Consider the following 19,527-nt stretch of genomic DNA (forward strand, 5'->3'; position numbering starts at 1 on the left):
GGGTGGGGTGGGGGTGACGGTGATGGGCTGGTGCGTGCTCGTCCTGCTGCTGGCGTGGGACCGCGCCATCTCCCGGCCCGCGCTCTTCGACGACCTGCCCGCCGTGCGTCCGCTCCTGGCCTGGCTGGTGGACCATGGCGCACCGTGGCATCCGCGCGCGGCGGCGGTGCTGCTCGCGCTGGTGCATGTCGCGGTGCTCCTGGCCCGACTGGGGACGTGGAAGCGCCGGCTCCAGGTGGGCCTGGGACTGGTGGCCACCGTGGCGGTGCTGTTCGTCGCGGGGCGCGCGGGCGGTGGCGGGACGACGGACGCCAGTCCTCCGCTGGTGGTGCTCATCGGCATCGATGCCTTCCGGCCGGACCGGCTGCGCACGCTGGGCGGAAACGGCGAGGTGGCGCCGCACGTGGACCGGTTCGTGGAGGACGCCACGCTCTTCACGCGGGCGTATACGCCGGTGGCCCAGACGGAGCCCGCGTGGCGCTCGCTGCTCACCGCGCGCTGGCCTCACGAGACGGGCGTGCGCTACGCGCTGACCTCCGAGTCGCGGATGAAGCTCCAGCCCACCTTCGCGGAGTCCTTCGCTCGGGCGGGGTGGCGCACGGTCTTCGCCACGGATTGCTCGCGCTTCCACGCGGAGGGGCCCGCTTCGGGTTTCGCCACCCGGTTGCAACCTCCACGGGGCGCGGTGAACTTCCTCCTGGAGAAGCTGCGTTACCGCGCGCTGGGCGTCTTCGCGGACCATGCCGTCGGTGCCGCGTGGGTGCCGGAGTTCATCGACAACCGCGCGCTGGCGGGCATCCATGACCCCATGGGCTACGCCGGGCGGCTGACGTCCACGCTGCTCGACGAGGCGAGCCAGGGCCCCACGCTGTTCGCCTTCCACGCCACCGCCGCGCACTTCCCGGGCGACCCCGTCCATCCCTTCTACCGGCGCTTCGTGTCGTCGTCCGAGCCCCTGGAGCGCCGGCTGCGCATGCACTTCGCTCCCGTGTCTCCCGGCGCGAAGGGCGGATGGAGTCGCGACGGGGCGGAGGCGCTCTACGACGAGCTCATCTCCCAGGCGGATGCGCAGGTGGGCATGCTGCTGGACGCGCTGCGCCGCTCGGGGCGGTATGACGACGCGCTCATCGTCCTCATGTCGGACCACGGCGAGAGCTTCCACGAGGACCGGCCGGACCTGGCGGGCGCGACGCCCGTGCATGGCGCGCGGCTGTCCGAGCTGGAGAACCGCATCCTGCTCGCGGTGAAACCGCCGAAGGGACGCGCGGGTGCGCCCGCGACCTCGGAGGCGCTGGTGCGTCTGGTGGACGTGGGGCCCACGCTGCTGGCGTTGTCGAGCCTGCCCGCGCTCTCCGGTGTGGACGGCGTGTCCCTGGCGCCACTCTTGCGCGGTGAGTCGCTTTCGCCGTTGAACCTGTACGCGGAGACGGGCTTCACGCACGTCTCGCCCGAGGTGTTCGACAGGGGGCACTGGCCCGGCGCGCCTCGTGCGTTCGACGCGTACCGCATCCGCCCGGACGGCGTGGTGGAGCTGGGTGACGCGGCGCACGAAGCCGTGGTGTTGGAGAAGGACCGGGGCGCGTTCGACGGACAGCGCTGGTGGGTGGACCGACCGCAGGCGGATGGCACCCTGCTGCGCGTGTGCGAAGGGGACTGTGAAGGGCTGGACGCGCTGGCGCTGGAGTCGTGGCTGGACACGGTGCGAGGACGGACGCCGGAAGGGGACTCGCGTAAGGTGGCCGGCCATGTCGACGACTCCAGACGCCCCGTCTCTCCAGGAACAGTACGCCCCCCACAACAGCTGCTTCGGCTGCGGCCCGGCCAACACCCAGGGCCTGCGCATCCGCAGCCGCGTGGAGGGTGACCTCGTCGTCGCCGAGTGGACGCCGTCCGAGCACCACCAGGCCTTTCCGGGCGTGCTCAACGGCGGAATCATCGGCGCGCTGCTGGACTGTCACTGCAACTGGACGGCGGCGTACCACCTGATGAAGGCGCAGGGCGCGTCCTCTCCGCCGTGTACCGTGACGGCCGACTACTCCATCACCCTCAAGCGCCCCACGCCCATGTCCGGGCTGGTGCGGCTGGAGGCGAAGCCGGTGGAGCTCAAGGGCGACCGCGCGGTGATTGAAGGCACGCTCACCGCGGGCGGCAAGGTGACGGCGCTGTGCCGGGGCACCTTCGTCGCGGTGAAGGAAGGCCACCCCGCGTACCACCGCTGGTGAGGGCGGAAACACCAGGGGCCCCGACGCCACCCCTCTGGAGGGGAGGCACGCGGGGCCCCGGGAGCAAGACGAAGGCTTTGGGACTACTTGCCCATGGAGATGAGCAGGTCGTGCCGGGCGGCCGTCTGGTTGGGCTGCTCGCGGTCCGCGATGCGGTGGACCTGGTTGGCGATCTTGTCCTGGAGGAGCATGAGCCCGTCCAGCACCTGCTCCGGACGGGGCGGGCAGCCGGGGATGTAGACGTCCACCGGGAGGATGCGGTCGATGCCCTGGAGCACCGCGTAGTTGTCGTAGAAGCCGCCCGAGGACGCGCACACGCCGAAGGACACGACCCACTTGGGCTCCGTCATCTGCTCGTACACGCGCTTGAGGATGGGGGCCTGCTTCAGGTTGATGGTGCCCACCACCATCAGGAGGTCCGCCTGACGCGGCGAGAAGCGGGGGAACTCGGCGCCGAAGCGCGCGATGTCGTGACGGCTGGCCGCCACGGACATGTACTCCATGCCGCAGCAGGCAGTGGCGTACGGGTAGGTGAACAGCGAGTACTTGCGGGCCCAACCCAGGCCCTTGGAGACCATGCGCTGGAAGAAGCCCATGGCTTCGTCGCGGCGGGTCGTCAGCACTGGAGCGATGTCTGAATCAGCCATGATGTCTCAGCTCTCCCAATCCAGGGCGCCCTTTTTCCAGACGTAGATGAGGCCCACCACCAGGGTCACCGCGAAGACCAGCATCTCCACGTACCCGAACCAACCGAGCGCCTGGAAGTTCACCGCCCACGGGTACATGAACACGGCTTCCACGTCGAACACGATGAACAACAACGCGACGACGTAGAACTTCACGGCGAAGCGCTGGCGTGCCGGGCCGCTCGACTCGGAGCCGGCCTCGAACGGTGTGGACTTGATGGCGCTCGGGCGACTGGGGCCCAGCAGCGAGGTGATGAAAGGAATCGCGACGCCCATGATGCCGGCCAGCAGCAGCACCACCGCCAGGGGCAGGTAGGGCGAGAGGGGAGAGGGAGTCATCGCGCGCGGAACCTAATGACACCGGCCTTGCCATGTCAAAGGGAAAGTCCCCCTGCTCGGTGCCGCAACCCCTTGAGATAACGATGAAAAGCAGGGCTTGTCGACTCCGGCGGCGAGCAGGGGGCCTGGGACGGTTCCCCGCATGCCCCGTGAGCAGCGGGCTCGTTTGACGCTTCTGGGGACGCACGCCTACCGTCGGGCGGCGCCGGCGGCCGGCGATCAGCGCGTCACTTGGGAGACGACAGGCATGTGGGGGCGGCTCGGCTTGCGGATGCAGGTGGCCATCGCGGTGCTCGTGCCCTGTCTCACGGTCATCGGCCTGTGCATCTGGAACTTCTCCGCCCGGCAGCGCGAGGTCTCCCTGGAGCTGCTCCAGAAGCGGGCCCGGGTCCTCGCCACGCTCGTGGCCAACCACCCGGCGACGCGGGAGTGGGACGGCACGGAGGCTTCCAAGGAGCGCCTGGACACCGTGCTGGCCCAGTTGGAGGCCCGTGACGTCAACGGTGAGGGTGGCTTCACGGTGAACTATCAGGGGCTGCTCGGGCCGGACGGCCGCCCCGTGTACGAGTCCGCGACGCGACTGCCCGAGCATGCGCGCGGCCGGACGGCGGTGACTCGGGACGGTTGTGTGACGTCGCTTCTGGCGCTGCGCGAGGTGTCGGTGCGCTGCGCGAGCGGCGAGCGGACGTATGTCGTGGGCCTGGGCCTGGACGAAGCGGCGGCCTCCGTCACCGAACTGAAGGGCTCCGTGGTGGCGGGGCTGGTGGGCGCGCTGGTGCTGGGGCTGCTGCTCGCGGCGCTCATCGGGCGGACCATCGTCGAGCCCGTGTCCCAGGTGACGGACGTGGTGCGGGACGTGGCCCGTGGAGACGTGTCGCGCGTGGAATTGGACGTGCCGGCCACGGGCGAGGTGCGGTTGATGGCGCAGTCCTTCAACCAGATGCTCGGCACGCTGCGAATCACGGTGCTGGAGCTGGTGTCGCGCACGGAGCAGTTGTCCGGAGCATCACGCGGACTGCTGGGCGCCTCCGCGGACCAGGAGCACGTCATCAGTCAGCAGGCGGCGTACGCGCAGCAGATCGCCGCGACGTTCGAGGAGCTGAGCCGCACGGCGGAGCAGATCTCCAGCTCCACCGAAGTCGTGGAGTCGAGCGCCCGGCGCACGCACGAGGCCGTGGCCGAGGCGATGGCGGTGGTGGCGCAGGTGGTCGCGGGCATCAACGACATCCGCACCGAGTCCAAGGGCGTGGCGGACGCGATTGTCGGCCTCAACCAGGACCTGCAGCAGGTGTCCAAGATTGCCCACGTCATCAATCAGGTGGCGGAGCGCTCGGACCTGCTGGCGTTGAACGCGGCGCTGGAGGGCACCAAGGCGGGCGAGGTGGGGCGGGGCTTCTCGCTGGTGGCGGCGGAGATGCGCAAGCTGGCGGAGAACGTGTCGGCCTCCGCGCGGGACATCGGCCGCATCGTCGAGAAGGTGCAGGACTCCGGCGAGGAGGCCGCGTCCAAGGCGCGCGTGGGCATGGCCACCAGCGACCGGGGCGTCGAGGTGGCGGAGCAGGCTTCCTCGGTGTTCCAGCGAATCGTGGAGTTGGCGCGCGGCACCAGCGAGGCCGCTCGGCAGATCACCATCGCCACGCGGCAGCAGCGTCAGTCCAGCGAGCAGGCGGTGCAGGGCGCTCGCAACGTGGCGGAGCTGGTGAAGCAGGGCGTGGACGCCACGGGCCGCACCACGCGCATCGCCCAGGACCTCCAGGCGGTGGCCGAGGGGCTCACCGCCGTCACCAGTCGCTTCAAGACGACGCGGAGCTGAGAGAGACGCCTACTCGTCGCGCGTCCAGCGGACCTGGAGCTCCAACTCGTCCACGTCGCCTTCGCGCTCGTGCTCGATGCTGAAGTGCGCATGGGCGGGGACGTGCAGGCGCTCGCCGGCCACCTGGATGCTGAACCCCTTGCCGCTCTCCACCGCGTCCGCGAGGCGTCGCAGCTTCGCGACGAACTGTGCGCGGGGATAGACCTTCTCGATGTCACGCTTCGGTCGCTTCGCCATCGCTTCATCCTGCCAGCGACGTGCAAACCCGTCGAACTTCATTACTGTGCGCGCCCATGGGCTCGCTCGAACTGTCCCCCGCGCATTTCCGGCGTCTGGCTGACCGCGTCTCCACCCTGGCCGAGGAGTGGCTCGAAGGGCTCGACTCACGCCCCATCGCGCCCTCAATCAATGGCGCCGCATCGGAGGCGATGTTCTCCGAAGGGCTCCCCGAGCAGGGCCTCGGAGACGCCGCGCTGGATGCGCTGCGGCCCTTCATGGAGGGCTCGCGCGCGGGCAACGCGCGGTTCCTCGCCTACGTGTTCGGCTCGGGCGAGCCGGTGGGTGTGCTCGGCGACTACGTGGCCAGCGTGGTGAATCAGAACGTCACCGCGTGGCGCTCGGCGCCCACGGTGGTGAGCCTGGAGCGCTCGGTGATTCGGAGCCTCGCGAGCGCGGTGGGCTGCGAGGGCTTCACCGGGAGCTTCGCGGGGGGAGGCTCCTCCGCCAACCTCATGGCCCTGGCCATGGCGCGTGAGTCGCTCGCTCCCGCCAATGAGGACGGCGCCCCGTCCGGCGTGGTGTACGCGTCGGCTGAAGTTCACATGTCCATTCCCAAGGCCGTCGCGCTCCTGGGCCTGGGGCGCAAGAACCTGCGGCTGATTCCCACGGATGCGCAGTGGCGGATGCGTCCGGACGCACTGGCTCGCGCGATAGCGGAGGACAAGGCCGCGGGCCTACGTCCCCTGGCCGTGGTGGCGACGGCGGGCACGGTGAACACCGGCGCGGTGGACCCCCTGACGGCGGTGGCGGCGCTGGCGCGCGAGCACGGCCTGTGGATGCACGTGGATGGCGCCTACGGCGCGCTCGCGGCCATGGCCTTCCCGGAGCGCTTCGAGGGACTGGGCCTGGCGGACTCCCTGTCCATGGATGCGCACAAGTGGCTCTATCAGCCAGCGGACTGCGGCGTGCTGCTGTTCCGCGACGCGAAGGCCGCGCGGCGGGCCTTCTCCTTCACGGGGGACTATGCGCGCGCCCTGAACGCGGACCCGGTGGAGGGCTTCGCGTTCTTCGACGAGTCGATGGAGCTGTCACGTCGCGCTCGAGCCCTGAAGGTGTGGCTCTCCGTCCGCTTCCATGGGCTCGCCGCGTTCCGCGAGGCCATCCGCCGCGACGTGCGGAACGCGGAGCGCCTGGAGGCGCTCGTCCGGGAGACGGCGGGACTGGAGCTGCGCTCCCCGGCGACGCTGAGCGCGGTGTGCTTCCGCTACACGGGCGGACTTCCGGACGCGGGGCTCGACGACTTCAACACGCGACTGCTGGCGCGAATCAACCGGCGGGGCCGTGTCTATCTCTCCAACGCGACGCTGGAGGGGCGCTTCTTCCTGCGTGCCTGCTTCGTGAACCACCGCACCACGCCCGAGGACGTGGCGACGGTGGTTCACGAGGTGCTCGCGGCGGCGGAGGAGCTCAGGGCCTCGTAGTCACGTCACGAGGCCCTGGGCGCGGGCTCAGGCGTGACTCTGCTGGAAGCGGTGGAGGGCCTCCTCCACCTCGTTGGCGAGCGCCATCACCTGGTCGCCGACCTCCGACTTCCCGTCGCGCTGAGCCTCCTTCATCTTCTCCTTCACCTTGTCCTTGAGGGGGCCGATGCTCAGGCTGCCCGGGGCCTGACTGGGCACGTAGTCGATGAGGCTCTCCGCGAACTTCTTCACCAGCGCCTGGGCCGGGACGAAGAGGAACATGCGCTGGCCGTACCATTGCGTGTACAGGCCGGAGAAGAGCGCCTCCTCGAACGGGTCCGAGCGCAGGTTGAGGATGTAGGGCCAGGAGGGGTTGAAGCGCTTGCCGCTGAACCACATGTCCGGGCCCCGGCCATCCTGGTAGCTGAAGATGACCTTCCAGTCGTCGTAGCGCACCGCCGCGATGTTGCCGCTGTCGAGCACGTAGATGAACTCGTGTCGCTGACCCGGCTCCTTGCCCGCGAGCAGCCCGCGCTGGTCATACCCATCCAGGTGCACGCGGAACTTCTTCTTCCCCACCGTGTGGCCCTGCTTGCACTTGTCCACGATGTCCTCGGGACCGCCCGCCGCCGCCACGAAGGTCGGCATCCAGTCCTCGTGCGCGAAGATGTCGTTGATGACGGTGCCCGCCTCGATGACCCCGGGCCACCTCACGACGCAGGGGACACGCACGCCGCCCTCCCACGTGGAGCCCTTCTCGCCCCGGAAGGGCGAGTTGCCGCCGTCGGGCCAGCCCATCTTCTCGACGCCGTTGTCGGTGGAGAACACGACGATGGTGTTGTCCGCGATGCCCAGGTCATCCAGCTTCTTCAGCAGCATGCCCACGTGGTCATCCAGCTCCGTCATCGCATCCGCGTACAGGCCCTTGCCCGTCTTGTTGCGGTACTTCTCCTGCAAGAACGTCCACACGTGGGTGCGCGTGCTGTTGTGCCAGAGGAAGAAGGGCTTGTCGTCCTTCGCCGCGCGCTCCATGAATGACAGGGAGGACTTGAGGAACTCCTCGTCCACCGTCTCCATGCGCTTCGTCGTGAGCGGCCCGGTGTCGACAATCTTCTGCCGGCCCACGCGGCCCCAGCGTGGATCCTCCGTCGGGTCATCGCGGTCCGTGGACCAGCAGTGGAGCACCCCTCGCGGACCGAAGCGCTCCTTGAACGCCGGGTCCTTCGGGTAGTCGGGGCACTCGGGCTCGTTCTCCGCGTTGAGGTGGTAGAGGTTGCCGTGGAACTCGTCGAAGCCGTGCACCGTGGGCAGGTAGCGGTTCGAGTCGCCCAGGTGGTTCTTGCCGAACTGCCCGCACACGTAGCCCTGGGGCTTGAGCAGCTCCGCGATGGTGGGGTCCGAGTCCTGGAGGCCGTAGGCGGCGCCTGGCATGCCGATGGTCGTGAGCCCCGTGCGCAGCGGGTTCATGCCGGTGATGAAGGCGGCGCGGCCCGCGGTGCAGCTCTGCTGGCCGTAGCAGTCCGTCATCATCGCGCCCTCCTTCGCGATGCGGTCGATGTTGGGCGTCCGGTAGCCCATCATTCCCTGGTTGTAGGCGCTGACGTTCCACAGGCCGATGTCGTCACCCCAGATGACCAGGATGTTCGGCTTCTTCCCCGGCTGCTTGCTGTCGTGGCCGTTGCCGTTGCCGTTGCCCTTGTTCTTGGATTTTCCGATGAACGCCATTCGCTCCGCCCCCGCTGTCCCGCCGTCGGTGAAATCCGTCCGGCCGACAGGCAAGGTGAGGCGGGGTGGTGTGAGAGGCGACTTGCCCTGCGGGGCAGTGGTCGGCCGGCTCCGTTCCCGAGCCCGTGCGTCCAGGCGAGCGTCGCCCCGCCCCAATGACTCACACCCGCGGCCGTTGCGCCTCCCTCTTTCGAGAAACGAGGGGGGACCCATGACGCTGGACCGCATTCGCCGCATCGCGCGCACGTGGCGCATCAACACGCTCAACACCGCTGTCTATGTCGCGTCGGGTGGCACCAAGACACTGCACGAAGGTCACTTTGCCCGCTGGCGAGGAACCTGGCGCAACTGGAGCCGGACCTTCGAATGTCAGCCCGAGCGCTTCGAGACGCCGGGCACGGAGGCGGAGCTGTGTCGCATCGTCCGTGAGTCGGAGAAGGTCCGCGTCGTGGGCGGGGGACATTCGTTCAACCGCTGTCCGCTGACCCAGGGGACCCTGATTTCGCTCGATGCGCAGAACCGCGTCCTGGAGGTCGACATGGAGCGGCGCGTGGTGCGCGTCCAGGCCGGCATCCGACTGCGCGACTTCACCCGGCGGCTCCTGGAGCACGGCCTTGCGTTACCAGTGCTCGGGTCCACGAACGCGCAGAGCCTGGGGGCGCTGATTGGCACGGACCTGCACGGCACGGGCAGGTCGCATGGCTTCCTCTCCGAGCAGGTGCTGTCGCTGCGCGTGGTGGACGCCGCGGGCGAGGCGCGCACGCTCCGGCGCGGCACGCCCGGGTTCCATGCGGTGGCGGGCTCGATTGGCACCTGCGGCGTCGTCACCGAGCTGGAGCTCCAGTGTGTCCCCGCGTTCAACCTGGAGAAGCGCCTGGAGGTCGTCCCGCGTCGGTGGGCCGAGGACCACCTGGACGAAATCCTCGGCACGAATGACCACGTCAGCTTCTATTACGTGGGCGGGATTGACGCGGAGCACGTCCGGATGAACGTGTGGAACCGGTCGACGCGGCCTCCATCGCGGTTCTGGCACCTCCGGAAGATGGGGCTGGAGCTGCTGGACATGTCGCTGTCGGGCTATCTGCTCGGCTTGTCCCGGGTGCTGATGTTGACGGAGCCCTTCGCGAAGGTCGGCTTATTCTTCATGAAGTTCACGCAGCAGGGACGCAAGACGGTGCTTCCCATGTGCTCCGCCTTCTCGCGCCAGCTCTTCTACCACCACGATGAGATTGAGTACGGCGTGCCCTTCGCCGTGCATCAGCGGTGTCTCCAGGACGTGTTCGACCTGCTGAAGCGACGGCGCTTCGTCTGCATCGTCGAGGTGCGCTTCACGCCCGCGACTTCCATGGCCACGGTGGGGCCGGGCGTGGGACGGCGCACGTGTTTCATCGAGCTGGCGCCCAGCCTGTCCGTCGACTCGAGCTCCGTCTTCGCGGAGGCGGAGCAGATCTTCCTCAAGTACGGCGGACAGGTCCATCTGGGGAAGGCGACGCGCGCCACCGAGGAGGACATGGAGCGGATGTATGGCGTGCGCTGGCACGCGCTGCGCACCGTGCAGCGCGCCCAGGACCCCGATGGGAAGTTCGTCAACGACTTCGTGGCCCGCGTCTTCGGCCCCACACGGAGGCTGGAGACGCGGGACGAAGACGCGCCGACACCGGAGCCCGTCGTCTCCTGGGGCTGAAGCGCCGCGCGCTACTGGTCCAGGACGTAGGCGAACAGCAGGGGGGCGACGATGGAGGCATCGCTCTCGACGATGTACTTGGGCGTGTCGAGGCCCAGCTTGCCCCAGGTGATCTTCTCGTTCGGCACCGCGCCCGAGTACGAGCCGTAGCTCGTCGTCGAATCGCTGATCTGACAGAAGTAGCCCCAGAGCGGCACGCCGGTGCGCTGCAAATCTTGATGCAGCATGGGCACCACGCAGATGGGGAAGTCGCCCGCGATGCCGCCGCCAATCTGGAAGAAACCCACGGGCGTCTTCGGAGCCACGTCCGTGTACCAGGCCGCCAGCGTCTGCATCGCCTCGATGCCCGTGCGCACCGTGTGCACGTTCTTCACGTCCCCGGAGATGCAGTGCCCCGCGTACATGTTGCCGAGCGTCGCGTCCTCCCAGCCCGGCACCCAGATGGGCAGGTTCTTCTCGCACGCGGCCAGCAGCCAGCTGTTCTTCGGGTCGATTTCGTAGCTCGACTCCAGCTTGCCGCCGCGGAGCACGCGGTACATGAACTCGTGCGGGAAGTAGCGCTCGCCCGCGCGGTCCGCCGCCATCCACTCCTCGAGCACCACCGCTTCGATGCGCCGCATCGCCTCCATCTCCGGGATGCAGGTGTCGGTGACTCGGTTCATGTGCCGTCCGAGCAGCGCCAGCTCATCCGCGGGCGTGAGGTCCCGGTAGTTCGGCACCCGCTCGTACGCCTCGTGGGCCACGAGGTTGAAGAGGTCCTCTTCCAGGTTCGCCCCGGTGCAACTGATGGCGTGGACCTTGTCCTGGCGAATCATCTCCGCCAGGGAGATGCCCAGCTCGGCCGTGCTCATGGCCCCCGCCAGTGTCACCAGCATCTTTCCGCCGCCATCGACGTGACGGCGGTAACCCTCGGCCGCGTCCACGAGCGCGGCGGCGTTGAAGTGACGGAAGTGCGTCCGACAGAAGTCCCTGATTCCCATGCGTGCTGCTCCCGGCGACCACGAGGTACAAGCGCGGGGGCTGTCGCCAGGAACACACCACGCCTGAACGCTCTACGGTCCGGACTGGCACCGCCATCGAAGCGTCGGGTGGCTCGGCGGGGTTCGTATATTCGCTTCACCCACGCGCCGCAACATGGGCGGCGGGCCTGCTCGGCGGGCAGGGAACTCAGGCGGCGGCGCGGGACTTCAGCTTCGCGAACAGCTCCGGCGGCATCGCGGCCGTGCCCAGGCGGTGCTCGGGCGACACGGCCTCGCCATGGAAGTCACTGCCGGCGGTGGGCACCAGGTCGTGCTCCTTCGCCAGCGCCAGGTACTTCTGGCGCAGCCCCGGGTTGTGGTCCGCGTGCAGCACCTCCAGGCCGGAGAGCCCCGCCTTCGTCAGCTCGCGAATCTCCATCCGCTCCGCCTTGGACGAGCCCGGGTGCGCCAGCGTCGCCGTGCCGCCCGCGTTGCGGATGAGGCGGATGGCGTCCGCGCCGTCCAGCTTGAAGCGCTCCACCCAGGCCATGCCCCGCGTCCCCAGGAAGCGGTCGAACGCGGCCTTCATGTCCACCGCCCAGCCCTGGTCCACCAGCACCCGGGCCAGGTGCGGCCGGCCCAACTGCGCATCTCCCGCGACGGCCAGCACATGCTCCATGCGCACCGGGAAGCCCAGTTGCTGCATCCGGGCCACCATGGCCTCCATGCGCTGCTCGCGCTCGCCGCGCAGGCGCTGGGCGAACCGCGCGAGGTCCTCGTCGTCCGGCCTCACGAAGTGCCCGAGGATGTGTACCTCGCGACCCAGGACGAAGGCGGACACCTCGATGCCCGGCACCAGCTCCACGCCGTGAGCGCGCGCCGCTTCGCCGGCCTCCGCCAGCCCCGCCACCGTGTCGTGGTCGGTCACCGACAGCACCGTCACCCCCGCCGCCGCCGCGCGCGCCATCAGCTCCGTGGGCGTGTACTGGCCGTCGCTGGCGGTGGTGTGGGAGTGCAGGTCGATCATCTCGGGCTCCGGGGCGAGCGGTTGAAAGCCGCACTGTCGCGACCTAGGCTCTTCTTCAAACCACGGACAACGTCAAGAGCGATGCCGCAGCACCCACTCCAAATCTCACGAAAGATTGAGTACGGGCTGCGGGCCATGACCTTCCTGGCCTCACAACCCCTGGAGCGCATGGTTCCCTTCCGGGAAATCGCGCGCCGGATGGACGTTCCCGAGGACTTCCTCGCCAAGATTCTCAAGGTCCTCGTCTCCCAGAAGCTCGTGCGGTCCACCCGGGGCGCGCACGGGGGCTACGCGCTGTCCCGGCCCGCCCGCGAGGTGACGTTCCTGGAGGTCATCGAGGCGGTGGAAGGGCCCGTCCACGTCAATGTCTGCCAGGACACGCAGCACGATGGCTGCAAGGCCACCGGCAGCTGCACCATGTACGGCGTCTGGAAGCTGGGGCAGCAGCGGATGCTGGACGTGTACCGCTCCACCACGCTGGACCGTCTGGCGATGACAGAGCTGCGGGCCCCGTCGGAAACCGGCTCGCCGGCCGTGACGGCGCGGGCCTAGACTGCCCGCCCCATGGCCAAGAAATCCGACACGAGCATCGAGAACCGGGTGTACCTCTTCGAGTCGCTCGCCAGCAGCTACGTGGCCGCGGCCTCGGAGGCGCTGGGCTCCAAGGACTCCGCCGAGCGCGAGCGCGCCCGGAGGGCCCTCGCGGAGCTGGCCTTCGTCTCCTGTGTGGTGGCGGACACCGGGGACCTGACGCCCGAGCAGGTCCGGGAGCGGGTGCTGAGCGCGCCCGCCGCCGACGCCGCCCCCCAGAAGCGCGGCAGCCGTCGCAAGCGCGACAAGTAGGGGCGGGGGCTCAGGCGGTGCTCCCCTTGGCGGGCGGGCGGTGTTAGATCGCCGCGCCATGGCCAAGACCTCCTCGAACCCGAAGAAGTCCCTCCGCTCCGCGTACTCCGGCGCCCGCAAGGCGGACCCCCGTCCCATCACCGGCAAGGAGAGGCCGGCGGAACTGCTCGCCCACGCCTTCAGCGCTTACGTGGGCCGCCAGGAGCGCACCGCGTTCGAGCTGATGTCCAAGTCGATGGAGGACGACGCGTCCATCTTCCTCACGCTGTCGGGCGCGATGACGCCGGCGGGTCTGCACCAGAGCTGTCTGATTCCCCTCATCGAGAAGGGCGTCATCTCCGCCATCACCACGACGGGCGCGAATCTGTACCACGACGCCCACCGCATCATCGGCCACGCCATCCGCGAGGTGAACCCCAACGCGGGCGACCTCCAGTACCGGCTGGCGCGCATCATCCGCATCTATGACCTGGGTTTCTGGGAGGAGGCGCTGCTCGACACCGACCGCCTCTTCTCCGCCATCATCCGGCAGCCCGAGTTCCAGAAGAAGATGACCACGCCGGAGTTCCACTTCCTGCTCGGCAAGGCCATCCACGGAATCGAAAAGCAGCTGGGCGTGAAGCAGCCGTCGCTCCTGTCCACCTGCTACAAGCACGCGGTCCCCATCTGGGTGGGCGCGGTGCAGGACGGCTCCATCTTCCTGAACATCGTCAAGCTCAAGCGCTTGCTCGGGCCCGAGTTCAAGTTCGAGCTCGACATCAACGACGACGTCTACTCCATGGCGGCGATGCAGCACTTCTGCCGGCACAACGGCAGCAAGCGGCTGGCCATCTGGATTCTGGGCGGCGGCGTGCCGAAGAACTACACGCTCCAGGGTGAGCCGCTGCTGGACCAGATTCTCAACGTCCCCACGTCGGGCTTCGACATCGACGTGCAGTTCTGCGTGGACCCGGTGGACAACGGCGCGCTGTCCAGCTGCCCCGCGGGCGAGGGCCACACCTGGGGCAAGGTCTCCGTGGAGGCGGTGGAGACGGGCTCCGTCTACGTCCACTGCGACGTGACGGCGGTGTTCCCCTGGCTGACGCACGCGCTGCTCAACGAGCCGAAGAACAAGCGCAAGCCCATGCGGCTGATGGACCGGCTGCCGGAGGCCATCACCTTCCTCGACGCCGACGTGAAGAAGCGCAGCAAGGCGCTGATGAAGACGCTGGACTGGAGCGTGGAGGAGGCGGAGCCTTCCACCAAGAAGGACGCGAAGAAGCACGAAGCCTACGTCCGCTGAACGCCCCAGGCCCCCAGGCTCCAAGGAGCTTCCGACCCATGAGCACGCAACAGCCCCCTGCCACCGGCGTGGTGATGACCCTGGTCAGCCACGCCCAGTTCAAGACGCAGCTCACCCACGGCCCCTCCAGCGCGGGTCTCCAGACGGAGGCGCCTCGCGACAATGGCGGCACCGGCGGCAGCTTCTCGCCCACGGACCTGGTGGGCGCGGCGCTGATGTCCTGCGCGGTGACGACGATGCACCTGTTCGCCTCGCGCGAGGGCATCGCCCTGGGAGAGATTCGCGCGAAGGTGGAGAAGCGGATGACGCCGCCGCCGCGCCGCATTGGCGAGCTGGTGCTGGACATCCAGATGCCCGCGGGCCTGTCCGCCGAGCACCGTGCTCGCCTGGAGCAGGTGGGCCGTGAGTGTCCGGTGGCTCGCAGCCTCCACCCCGAAGTGAAGCTGCCGCTGACGTTCAGCTACCCGGACTGAGCCGGCGCCCGGCTGTCCGGCCGTCCTCCAGTGGAGCCTCCGGGCCTTTGCTGCCCGGAGGCTCCCGCGTGAGAACCCTTCCCCCGCGGCGGTGTGGGCCGCGTGGCCGGGAGGGGCGGCATGGATGCGAAGCGACTGGGTATCTATCTCAGCGATCACCACGCGGGCTCGGTGGCGGGCATCGCGCTGGCGCGGCGCACCGAGTCGGAGAATCACAGCAACCCCGTGGGCCACTTCCTGGCCGCGCTCATCCCGGAGCTGCGCCAGGACCAGCGGACGCTCGAGGCGGTGATGCGGGCCCTGGAGCTGCGCAAGGACCCGCTCAAGTCCCGCGTCGCGTGGGTGATGGAGAAGGCGGGCCGCCTGAAGCTCAACGGCCACTGGGTGCGCTACTCGCCCTTGAGTCGCCTCATCGAGTTGGAGGGCCTGTGCACGGCCACCGAGGGCCGCATGTCCCTGTGGAGCACATTGGCGCGGCTCCAGCTTCACGACTTGCGGCTGGCGGGCTTCGACTTCGAGTCGCTCGTCGCCCGGGGTGAGCTGCAACAGGCGGGGCTCCAGCGGCTGCGCGCCCGCGCGGCGGATGTCGCCTTCGCGGACGAGCCCACGCCCTTCGGCGCCGGGGAGCCCGCCATCGCCAGCTACTGAAAACACCACGCCCCCCGACGCTTCCCCAGGAGGGGCGCGGCGGAGGGCGGGGTTTGAAGCGTCGAAGGCGAAGTGACTACGTGCCCGACGGAGACACCGGAGGACGGGTGGCGTCCGGCACCGGCACCAGACGGAGCTGGCTGGCGCTGCCCGCGAAGGTCGCGTCCACGCCGCGCTCCAGGTACGTGTAACCGGACAGGCCGTCCTCGTACATGCGCAGCAGGGTGCGCGACTCGTCCAGGGAGATGCGGCCCTGGCGCAGCGCCATCTCGGTGAACTTGCGCAGCCGGGCCACCAGGTCATCCCTGCTGTAGCTGACGTAGTTCAGCACTTCCGTCACGGTGTCACCGGCCACCACGTGGTCGATGAGGTAGCCCCCGTTGGGCGCCAGCGACACCTGCACCGTGTGCGTGTCCCCGAAGAGGTTGTGCAAGTCGCCGAGGATCTCCTGGTACGCGCCGACCAGGAAGATGCCCAGGTAGTAGTCGTCATCGTTGAGCGCGTGCAGCTCCAGCGCGTCCTTCACCTCGCGCTTGTCGATGAAGTGCTCGATCTTGCCGTCCGAGTCGCAGGTGATGTCCGCCAGCGTCGCGCGGCGCGTCGGCTTCTCCGCCAGCCGGTGGATGGGCATCATCGGGAAGAGCTGGTCAATCGCCCACGAGTCCGGCAGCGACTGGAACACGGAGAAGTTGCAGAAGTACGTGTCGCTGAGCGCCTTCTCGAGTGAGTCCAGCTCCTCGGGAATCTCGCCGGCCTCCTTCGCGATGCGCATGATCTTGTGGCAGGTGGCCCAGTAGATGTTCTCGGCCGCCACGCGCTGCTCCAGCGACAGGTGACCCAGCGAGAAGAGGGTGAGGCTCTCCTCCTTGGCGTCCTGCGCGTCGTGCCACGCCTCCAGCAGGTTCTTGTTCGTCACCTCGCGGAAGGTGGACAGGAGGTTGCGCACCACGGAGGGCGCCTTCTCGTCCACCTTGTCCGGCACGTGGGCCGGGTCGAACTCGCTGGTGCCCAGCACGTCCACCACCAGCACCGCGTGGTGCGCGACGACGGCGCGCCCCGACTCGGAGACGAGCGTCGGGTGCGGCACGCCAGCGCGGTCACACGCCTCCATCACGCCGAAGACGACGTCGTTGGCGTACTCCTCCGTCGTGTAGTTCATGGAGGAGGCGAAGTTCGTCTGGGAGCCGTCGTAGTCCACGCCCAGGCCACCGCCCACGTCCAGGTACTTCAACGGCGCGCCCTGACGCGCCACCTCCACGTAGAAGCAGCCCACCTCGCGCAGCGCGTTCTTCACGTTGCGGATGTTGGAGATCTGGCTTCCCAGGTGGAAGTGCAGCAGCTCGAACGCGGGCAGCAGGCCCGTGTCCTTCATGAAGCTGATGCAGCTCATCAGCTCCGACGAGGACAGGCCGAACTTGGAGCGGTCTCCACCGCTGGCCTCCCACTTGCCGGCGCCACGGGTGGACAGCTTCACGCGCATGCCCAGCCGCGGGGTGATGCCCGTGCGGCGCGAGACCTCCGCGATGAGGGGCAGCTCGCTGGGCTTCTCCACGACGAGGATGACGTTGCGGCCCAGGCGCGAATAGAAGAGGGCCGTCTCGATGTACTCCTCGTCCTTGTAGCCGTTGCAGATGACGAGCGCTTCCTCGTTCTCCAACAGCGCCATCACCGCCATCAGCTCCGGCTTGCTGCCGGCTTCCAGGCCGTAGTTGTAGCCCTTGCCCGCCTCGATGATGGTCTCCACCACGTAGCGGTGCTGGTTCACCTTGATGGGGTAGACGCCCCGGTAGCCGCCCTTGAAGCCCTGGTCGGCCATGGCCTTGCGGAAGGCCTCGTTGAGGTGGACGACGCGGTGGCGCAGCACATCCGTGAAGCGCAGCAGCAGCGGCAGTCCAATGCCCCGGCGACGAACTTCGTCCACCAGGTCCTTCAAGTCCATGCTGGGGGCCTGGGGGCCGTCCGGATGGACGCAGACGTGGCCCTTGTCGTTGATGCCGAAGTAGGGCGAGCCCCAGTTCCGGATTCCATAGAGCTCGTGCGCGTCAGCGAGGGTCCAGCGGTGCGGAGGGGCGTTTGCGGGCATCGGCGGTTCGAGGCTCCCAGGGAAATGGAGGGTGGACTCCAGTCAACACTGGAGGGGCGCGGGAACTATAGGAAAGCCCCCCCGCATACAACAGCCGGCTGAAGGGACAGCAAGCTGGCGGGCAGGCGACCACCCCGGGCCCCTGTCCTGGCGGGCGGACCTTCCATCTGATTCCTACCCTTTGGACGGAGTGTCGGGAGGACGCGTGGATAGAAGGGAAGGGTACATGGAGTCGTCCGCACGCAGGGAAGAAGCGCCGCTGACCCCTCGGGAAATCTTCGAGCGACTGGACCGCTACGTCATCGGCCAGGACGCCGCCAAGCGGGCGGTGGCCATCGCCGCCCACAATCACCTCAAGCGCGTGCAGGCCCGGAGGCTGCGTCGGCAGTCGCTCATCAAGAAATCCAACATCCTGCTCATTGGCCCCACCGGCAGCGGCAAGACGCACATCGCCCGCAACCTGGCGGACATCCTCCAGGTGCCCTTCACCACCGTGGACGCCACCGAGTACACGGAGGCGGGCTACTACGGCAAAGACGTGGAGGTGATGATCTCCGACCTGCTCCTCAAGGCGAACCACTCCGTCGAGGACACGCAGCGGGGAATCATCTTCGTGGACGAGGTGGACAAGATTGCCCGCCGCTCCCAGGGCGCCCGCAACGGTGCGGGCAGCCGGGACATCGGTGGAGAGGGCGTCCAGCAGGCCCTGCTGAAGCTCCTGGAGGGGCGTGAGGTGTACGTGCCGCTCAACGTCACCCAGGCCTGGAACAAGAGCGACTTCGTCCAGGTGGACACGCGCGACATCCTCTTCATCTGCGCGGGCACCTTCAGTGACTTGCACGACGCCGGCGACGAGGCGTCCAGCAGGCCCCTGGGCTTCGGCGCGGACGACGCCTCCAAGCGGCTCCGCAAGCGCATCAGCACCAAGCAACTGGTGGAGTTCGGGATGCTGGCGGAATTCCTCGGCCGCCTGCCCGTGGTGGTGCAGTTGGATTTGCTGGGCGAGGCGGACCTCATCCGCGTGCTCACGGAGCCGCCGGACTCCATCGTCCGGGAGTTCCGTGAGCTGTTGGCCATGGACGAGCTGGAGTTGGAGTTCGACGACGCGGCGCTGCGCGAGGTGGTGCACTACTCGGTGTCGCGCGGGCTGGGGGCTCGTGGGCTGCGCTCCATCCTGGAGCACGTGATGGCGGACATCATGTTCGAGGCGCCCGAGCGTCGGCGTCGGCAGTTGAAGGTGGACGCGGACTACGTGCGTCCCCGGCTGGTGGGGCTGGACGCCGTGCAGCTCAACGTATGACGTCCCCGGCATGCTCCGAGGCCCGGGCCGCCGCTCCCAGTCGGGCGGCGATGTCCGGGTCCTGGATGAGCTGGAGGACCAGGTCGTTGCGCAGGAGCGCGGCCGTGTCGCCCCGGACGAGCGCCTGCTTCACCTTGTCGTCCTGGAGGAGCCGCTGGAAGCGCGGGTCCTTGCGCAGGGCCTTGAAGGCGGGGTCGTTCTTCAGTGACGCCGCGCGCTCGGGGTCCCCCGCGGCCTTGGCCACCTGGACCATGTCGTCCATGGGGGCGAACTGGGTCATCTCGAAGAGGTTGTAGCGGCGCGCGGCGTGGGCGGCCAGGGAGTCCTTGGGCGACACGCCGATGCGCTTGCCGGCGACGATGACGTGCTGCTCGAAGAAGGTCATCGCGCTCAGGGCCATCCAGGCGAAGGCCGCCGTCTTCCCCGCGCCCAGCACGAAGCCGAGGAACCGGTCGATGCCCCGGTTCTCGTTCTGCTTGCCCGTGGCGAGGAAGCGCTGGAGCAGGGTGCCCAGCGCGTAGCGCACGGTGAGCCACACGCCGACGAAGAGGAGCACCGTGCCCAGCAGGAGGCCCAGCAGCAGCGGGCCGTCGAGCGCCTCCGCCAGCCGGGGGGCGACGAAGGGGCCCAGCCGGCGCGAGGCGAAAAACCCCAGCGCCAGGCCCACCCAGTTGGCCACCTGGCGTGAGGCGCCGGTGAGGGCGCCGATGAGCCCGAAGAAGAGCACCATGCCCAGGATGATGAGGTCGATGACCATGGGGCTT

At 68.7% G+C, this 19,527-nt stretch carries 19 protein-coding genes; 11 read left to right on the forward strand and 8 right to left on the reverse strand.

Annotated elements, in window-relative coordinates:
* Both FJV41_RS13635 and FJV41_RS13640 read left to right on the forward strand, forming a co-directional pair.
* Positions 1–1,864: sulfatase-like hydrolase/transferase (locus FJV41_RS13635; protein WP_141642901.1), on the forward strand; the 1,864-nt coding region annotated here is incomplete at its 5' end.
* Positions 1,854–2,222: a PaaI family thioesterase gene (locus FJV41_RS13640; RefSeq protein ID WP_246137189.1), complete on the forward strand. Its 369-nt coding sequence runs from the start codon at positions 1,854–1,856 to the stop codon at positions 2,220–2,222. The genes FJV41_RS13635 and FJV41_RS13640, both read left to right, overlap by 11 nt.
* An 83-nt stretch (positions 2,223–2,305) precedes the next feature.
* On the opposite strand, the gene FJV41_RS13645 is transcribed toward FJV41_RS13640, so the two are convergent.
* On the reverse strand, positions 2,306–2,869 hold the full coding sequence (locus tag FJV41_RS13645; RefSeq protein WP_141642903.1) for an NADH-quinone oxidoreductase subunit B: 564 nt from the start codon (positions 2,867–2,869) through the stop codon (positions 2,306–2,308).
* Between the two features lie 6 nt (positions 2,870–2,875).
* The gene (locus tag FJV41_RS13650) at positions 2,876–3,247 is read right to left on the reverse strand and encodes an NADH-quinone oxidoreductase subunit A (protein WP_141642904.1); all 372 of its coding nucleotides are present in this window, start codon (positions 3,245–3,247) and stop codon (positions 2,876–2,878) included.
* Positions 3,248–3,494: 247 nt separating this feature from the next.
* Here FJV41_RS13650 and FJV41_RS13655 point away from each other — a divergent pair, with 247 nt between their 5' ends.
* Positions 3,495–5,060 (forward strand): methyl-accepting chemotaxis protein, encoded by a 1,566-nt coding sequence (locus tag FJV41_RS13655; RefSeq protein WP_141642905.1) that lies wholly within the window; start codon positions 3,495–3,497, stop codon positions 5,058–5,060.
* A gap of 9 nt (positions 5,061–5,069) precedes the next feature.
* Here FJV41_RS13655 and FJV41_RS13660 read toward each other — a convergent pair whose 3' ends face one another.
* Positions 5,070–5,297: an amphi-Trp domain-containing protein gene (locus tag FJV41_RS13660; RefSeq protein WP_141642906.1), complete on the reverse strand. Its 228-nt coding sequence runs from the start codon at positions 5,295–5,297 to the stop codon at positions 5,070–5,072.
* 56 nt (positions 5,298–5,353) lie between these two features.
* On the opposite strand from FJV41_RS13660, the gene FJV41_RS13665 reads away from it, so the two are divergent.
* On the forward strand, positions 5,354–6,760 hold the full coding sequence (locus FJV41_RS13665) for a pyridoxal phosphate-dependent decarboxylase family protein (RefSeq protein ID WP_141642907.1): 1,407 nt from the start codon (positions 5,354–5,356) through the stop codon (positions 6,758–6,760).
* Positions 6,761–6,787: 27 nt separating this feature from the next.
* On the opposite strand, the gene FJV41_RS13670 is transcribed toward FJV41_RS13665, so the two are convergent.
* A complete protein-coding gene (locus tag FJV41_RS13670; RefSeq protein WP_141642908.1) occupies positions 6,788–8,464 on the reverse strand; it encodes an arylsulfatase in 1,677 nt (558 codons plus the stop codon).
* A gap of 211 nt (positions 8,465–8,675) precedes the next feature.
* Between FJV41_RS13670 and FJV41_RS13675 the strand changes: the two genes are divergently transcribed.
* Positions 8,676–10,148: a D-arabinono-1,4-lactone oxidase gene (locus FJV41_RS13675; protein WP_181790621.1), complete on the forward strand. Its 1,473-nt coding sequence runs from the start codon at positions 8,676–8,678 to the stop codon at positions 10,146–10,148.
* An 11-nt stretch (positions 10,149–10,159) separates the two neighbouring features.
* Here FJV41_RS13675 and FJV41_RS13680 read toward each other — a convergent pair whose 3' ends face one another.
* Positions 10,160–11,128 (reverse strand): deoxyhypusine synthase family protein, encoded by a 969-nt coding sequence (locus FJV41_RS13680; RefSeq protein WP_141642910.1) that lies wholly within the window; start codon positions 11,126–11,128, stop codon positions 10,160–10,162.
* A gap of 187 nt (positions 11,129–11,315) precedes the next feature.
* On the reverse strand, positions 11,316–12,134 hold the full coding sequence (locus FJV41_RS13685; RefSeq protein WP_141642911.1) for a PHP domain-containing protein: 819 nt from the start codon (positions 12,132–12,134) through the stop codon (positions 11,316–11,318).
* Between the two features lie 81 nt (positions 12,135–12,215).
* Here FJV41_RS13685 and FJV41_RS13690 point away from each other — a divergent pair, with 81 nt between their 5' ends.
* The 5 genes from FJV41_RS13690 (at position 12,216) to FJV41_RS13710 (ending at position 15,380) form a co-directional block, all read left to right on the forward strand.
* A complete protein-coding gene (locus tag FJV41_RS13690) occupies positions 12,216–12,686 on the forward strand; it encodes an RrF2 family transcriptional regulator (protein WP_141642912.1) in 471 nt (156 codons plus the stop codon).
* 12 nt (positions 12,687–12,698) lie between these two features.
* Complete coding sequence (locus tag FJV41_RS13695; protein ID WP_141642913.1) at positions 12,699–12,977, forward strand: hypothetical protein; 279 nt, start codon at positions 12,699–12,701, stop codon at positions 12,975–12,977.
* Positions 12,978–13,035: 58 nt separating this feature from the next.
* Positions 13,036–14,259 carry a deoxyhypusine synthase family protein gene (locus tag FJV41_RS13700; RefSeq protein WP_141642914.1) on the forward strand — a complete coding sequence of 408 codons (1,224 nt, stop codon included), beginning with the start codon at positions 13,036–13,038 and terminating at the stop codon, positions 14,257–14,259.
* 38 nt (positions 14,260–14,297) lie between these two features.
* Positions 14,298–14,732, forward strand: a complete 435-nt coding sequence (locus FJV41_RS13705; protein WP_141642915.1) for an OsmC family protein — start codon at positions 14,298–14,300, stop codon at positions 14,730–14,732.
* 120 nt (positions 14,733–14,852) lie between these two features.
* The gene (locus FJV41_RS13710) at positions 14,853–15,380 is read left to right on the forward strand and encodes a hypothetical protein (RefSeq protein WP_141642916.1); all 528 of its coding nucleotides are present in this window, start codon (positions 14,853–14,855) and stop codon (positions 15,378–15,380) included.
* Between the two features lie 76 nt (positions 15,381–15,456).
* Here the strand turns inward: FJV41_RS13710 and speA are convergent, their stop codons facing one another.
* Positions 15,457–17,463: a biosynthetic arginine decarboxylase gene (speA, locus tag FJV41_RS13715; protein ID WP_141642917.1), complete on the reverse strand. Its 2,007-nt coding sequence runs from the start codon at positions 17,461–17,463 to the stop codon at positions 15,457–15,459.
* Between the two features lie 226 nt (positions 17,464–17,689).
* On the opposite strand from speA, the gene clpX reads away from it, so the two are divergent.
* Positions 17,690–18,763: an ATP-dependent Clp protease ATP-binding subunit ClpX gene (clpX, locus tag FJV41_RS13720; protein WP_141642918.1), complete on the forward strand. Its 1,074-nt coding sequence runs from the start codon at positions 17,690–17,692 to the stop codon at positions 18,761–18,763.
* On the opposite strand, the gene FJV41_RS13725 is transcribed toward clpX, so the two are convergent.
* Positions 18,753–19,520, reverse strand: coding sequence for a CvpA family protein (locus FJV41_RS13725; RefSeq protein ID WP_141642919.1), 768 nt, complete (start codon positions 19,518–19,520; stop codon positions 18,753–18,755). The two genes, clpX and FJV41_RS13725, sit on opposite strands and share 11 nt — an antisense overlap.
* Positions 19,521–19,527: the final 7 nt, after the last annotated feature.

The organism is Myxococcus llanfairpwllgwyngyllgogerychwyrndrobwllllantysiliogogogochensis (genome assembly GCF_006636215.1).
Classification (GTDB): domain Bacteria; phylum Myxococcota; class Myxococcia; order Myxococcales; family Myxococcaceae; genus Myxococcus; species Myxococcus llanfairpwllgwyngyllgogerychwyrndrobwllllantysiliogogogochensis.

Coding starts and splice junctions, on each gene's coding strand:
- FJV41_RS13645 (WP_141642903.1), bottom strand. CDS start 2,869: ATGGCTGATTCAGACATCGCTCCAGTGCTGACGACCCGCCGCGACGAA.
- FJV41_RS13650 (WP_141642904.1), bottom strand. CDS start 3,247: ATGACTCCCTCTCCCCTCTCGCCCTACCTGCCCCTGGCGGTGGTGCTG.
- FJV41_RS13655 (WP_141642905.1), top strand. CDS start 3,495: ATGTGGGGGCGGCTCGGCTTGCGGATGCAGGTGGCCATCGCGGTGCTC.
- FJV41_RS13660 (WP_141642906.1), bottom strand. CDS start 5,297: ATGGCGAAGCGACCGAAGCGTGACATCGAGAAGGTCTATCCCCGCGCA.
- FJV41_RS13665 (WP_141642907.1), top strand. CDS start 5,354: ATGGGCTCGCTCGAACTGTCCCCCGCGCATTTCCGGCGTCTGGCTGAC.
- FJV41_RS13670 (WP_141642908.1), bottom strand. CDS start 8,464: ATGGCGTTCATCGGAAAATCCAAGAACAAGGGCAACGGCAACGGCAAC.
- FJV41_RS13675 (WP_181790621.1), top strand. CDS start 8,676: ATGACGCTGGACCGCATTCGCCGCATCGCGCGCACGTGGCGCATCAAC.
- FJV41_RS13680 (WP_141642910.1), bottom strand. CDS start 11,128: ATGGGAATCAGGGACTTCTGTCGGACGCACTTCCGTCACTTCAACGCC.
- FJV41_RS13685 (WP_141642911.1), bottom strand. CDS start 12,134: ATGATCGACCTGCACTCCCACACCACCGCCAGCGACGGCCAGTACACG.
- FJV41_RS13690 (WP_141642912.1), top strand. CDS start 12,216: ATGCCGCAGCACCCACTCCAAATCTCACGAAAGATTGAGTACGGGCTG.
- FJV41_RS13695 (WP_141642913.1), top strand. CDS start 12,699: ATGGCCAAGAAATCCGACACGAGCATCGAGAACCGGGTGTACCTCTTC.
- FJV41_RS13700 (WP_141642914.1), top strand. CDS start 13,036: ATGGCCAAGACCTCCTCGAACCCGAAGAAGTCCCTCCGCTCCGCGTAC.
- FJV41_RS13705 (WP_141642915.1), top strand. CDS start 14,298: ATGAGCACGCAACAGCCCCCTGCCACCGGCGTGGTGATGACCCTGGTC.
- FJV41_RS13710 (WP_141642916.1), top strand. CDS start 14,853: ATGGATGCGAAGCGACTGGGTATCTATCTCAGCGATCACCACGCGGGC.
- speA (WP_141642917.1), bottom strand. CDS start 17,463: ATGCCCGCAAACGCCCCTCCGCACCGCTGGACCCTCGCTGACGCGCAC.
- clpX (WP_141642918.1), top strand. CDS start 17,690: ATGGAGTCGTCCGCACGCAGGGAAGAAGCGCCGCTGACCCCTCGGGAA.
- FJV41_RS13725 (WP_141642919.1), bottom strand. CDS start 19,520: ATGGTCATCGACCTCATCATCCTGGGCATGGTGCTCTTCTTCGGGCTC.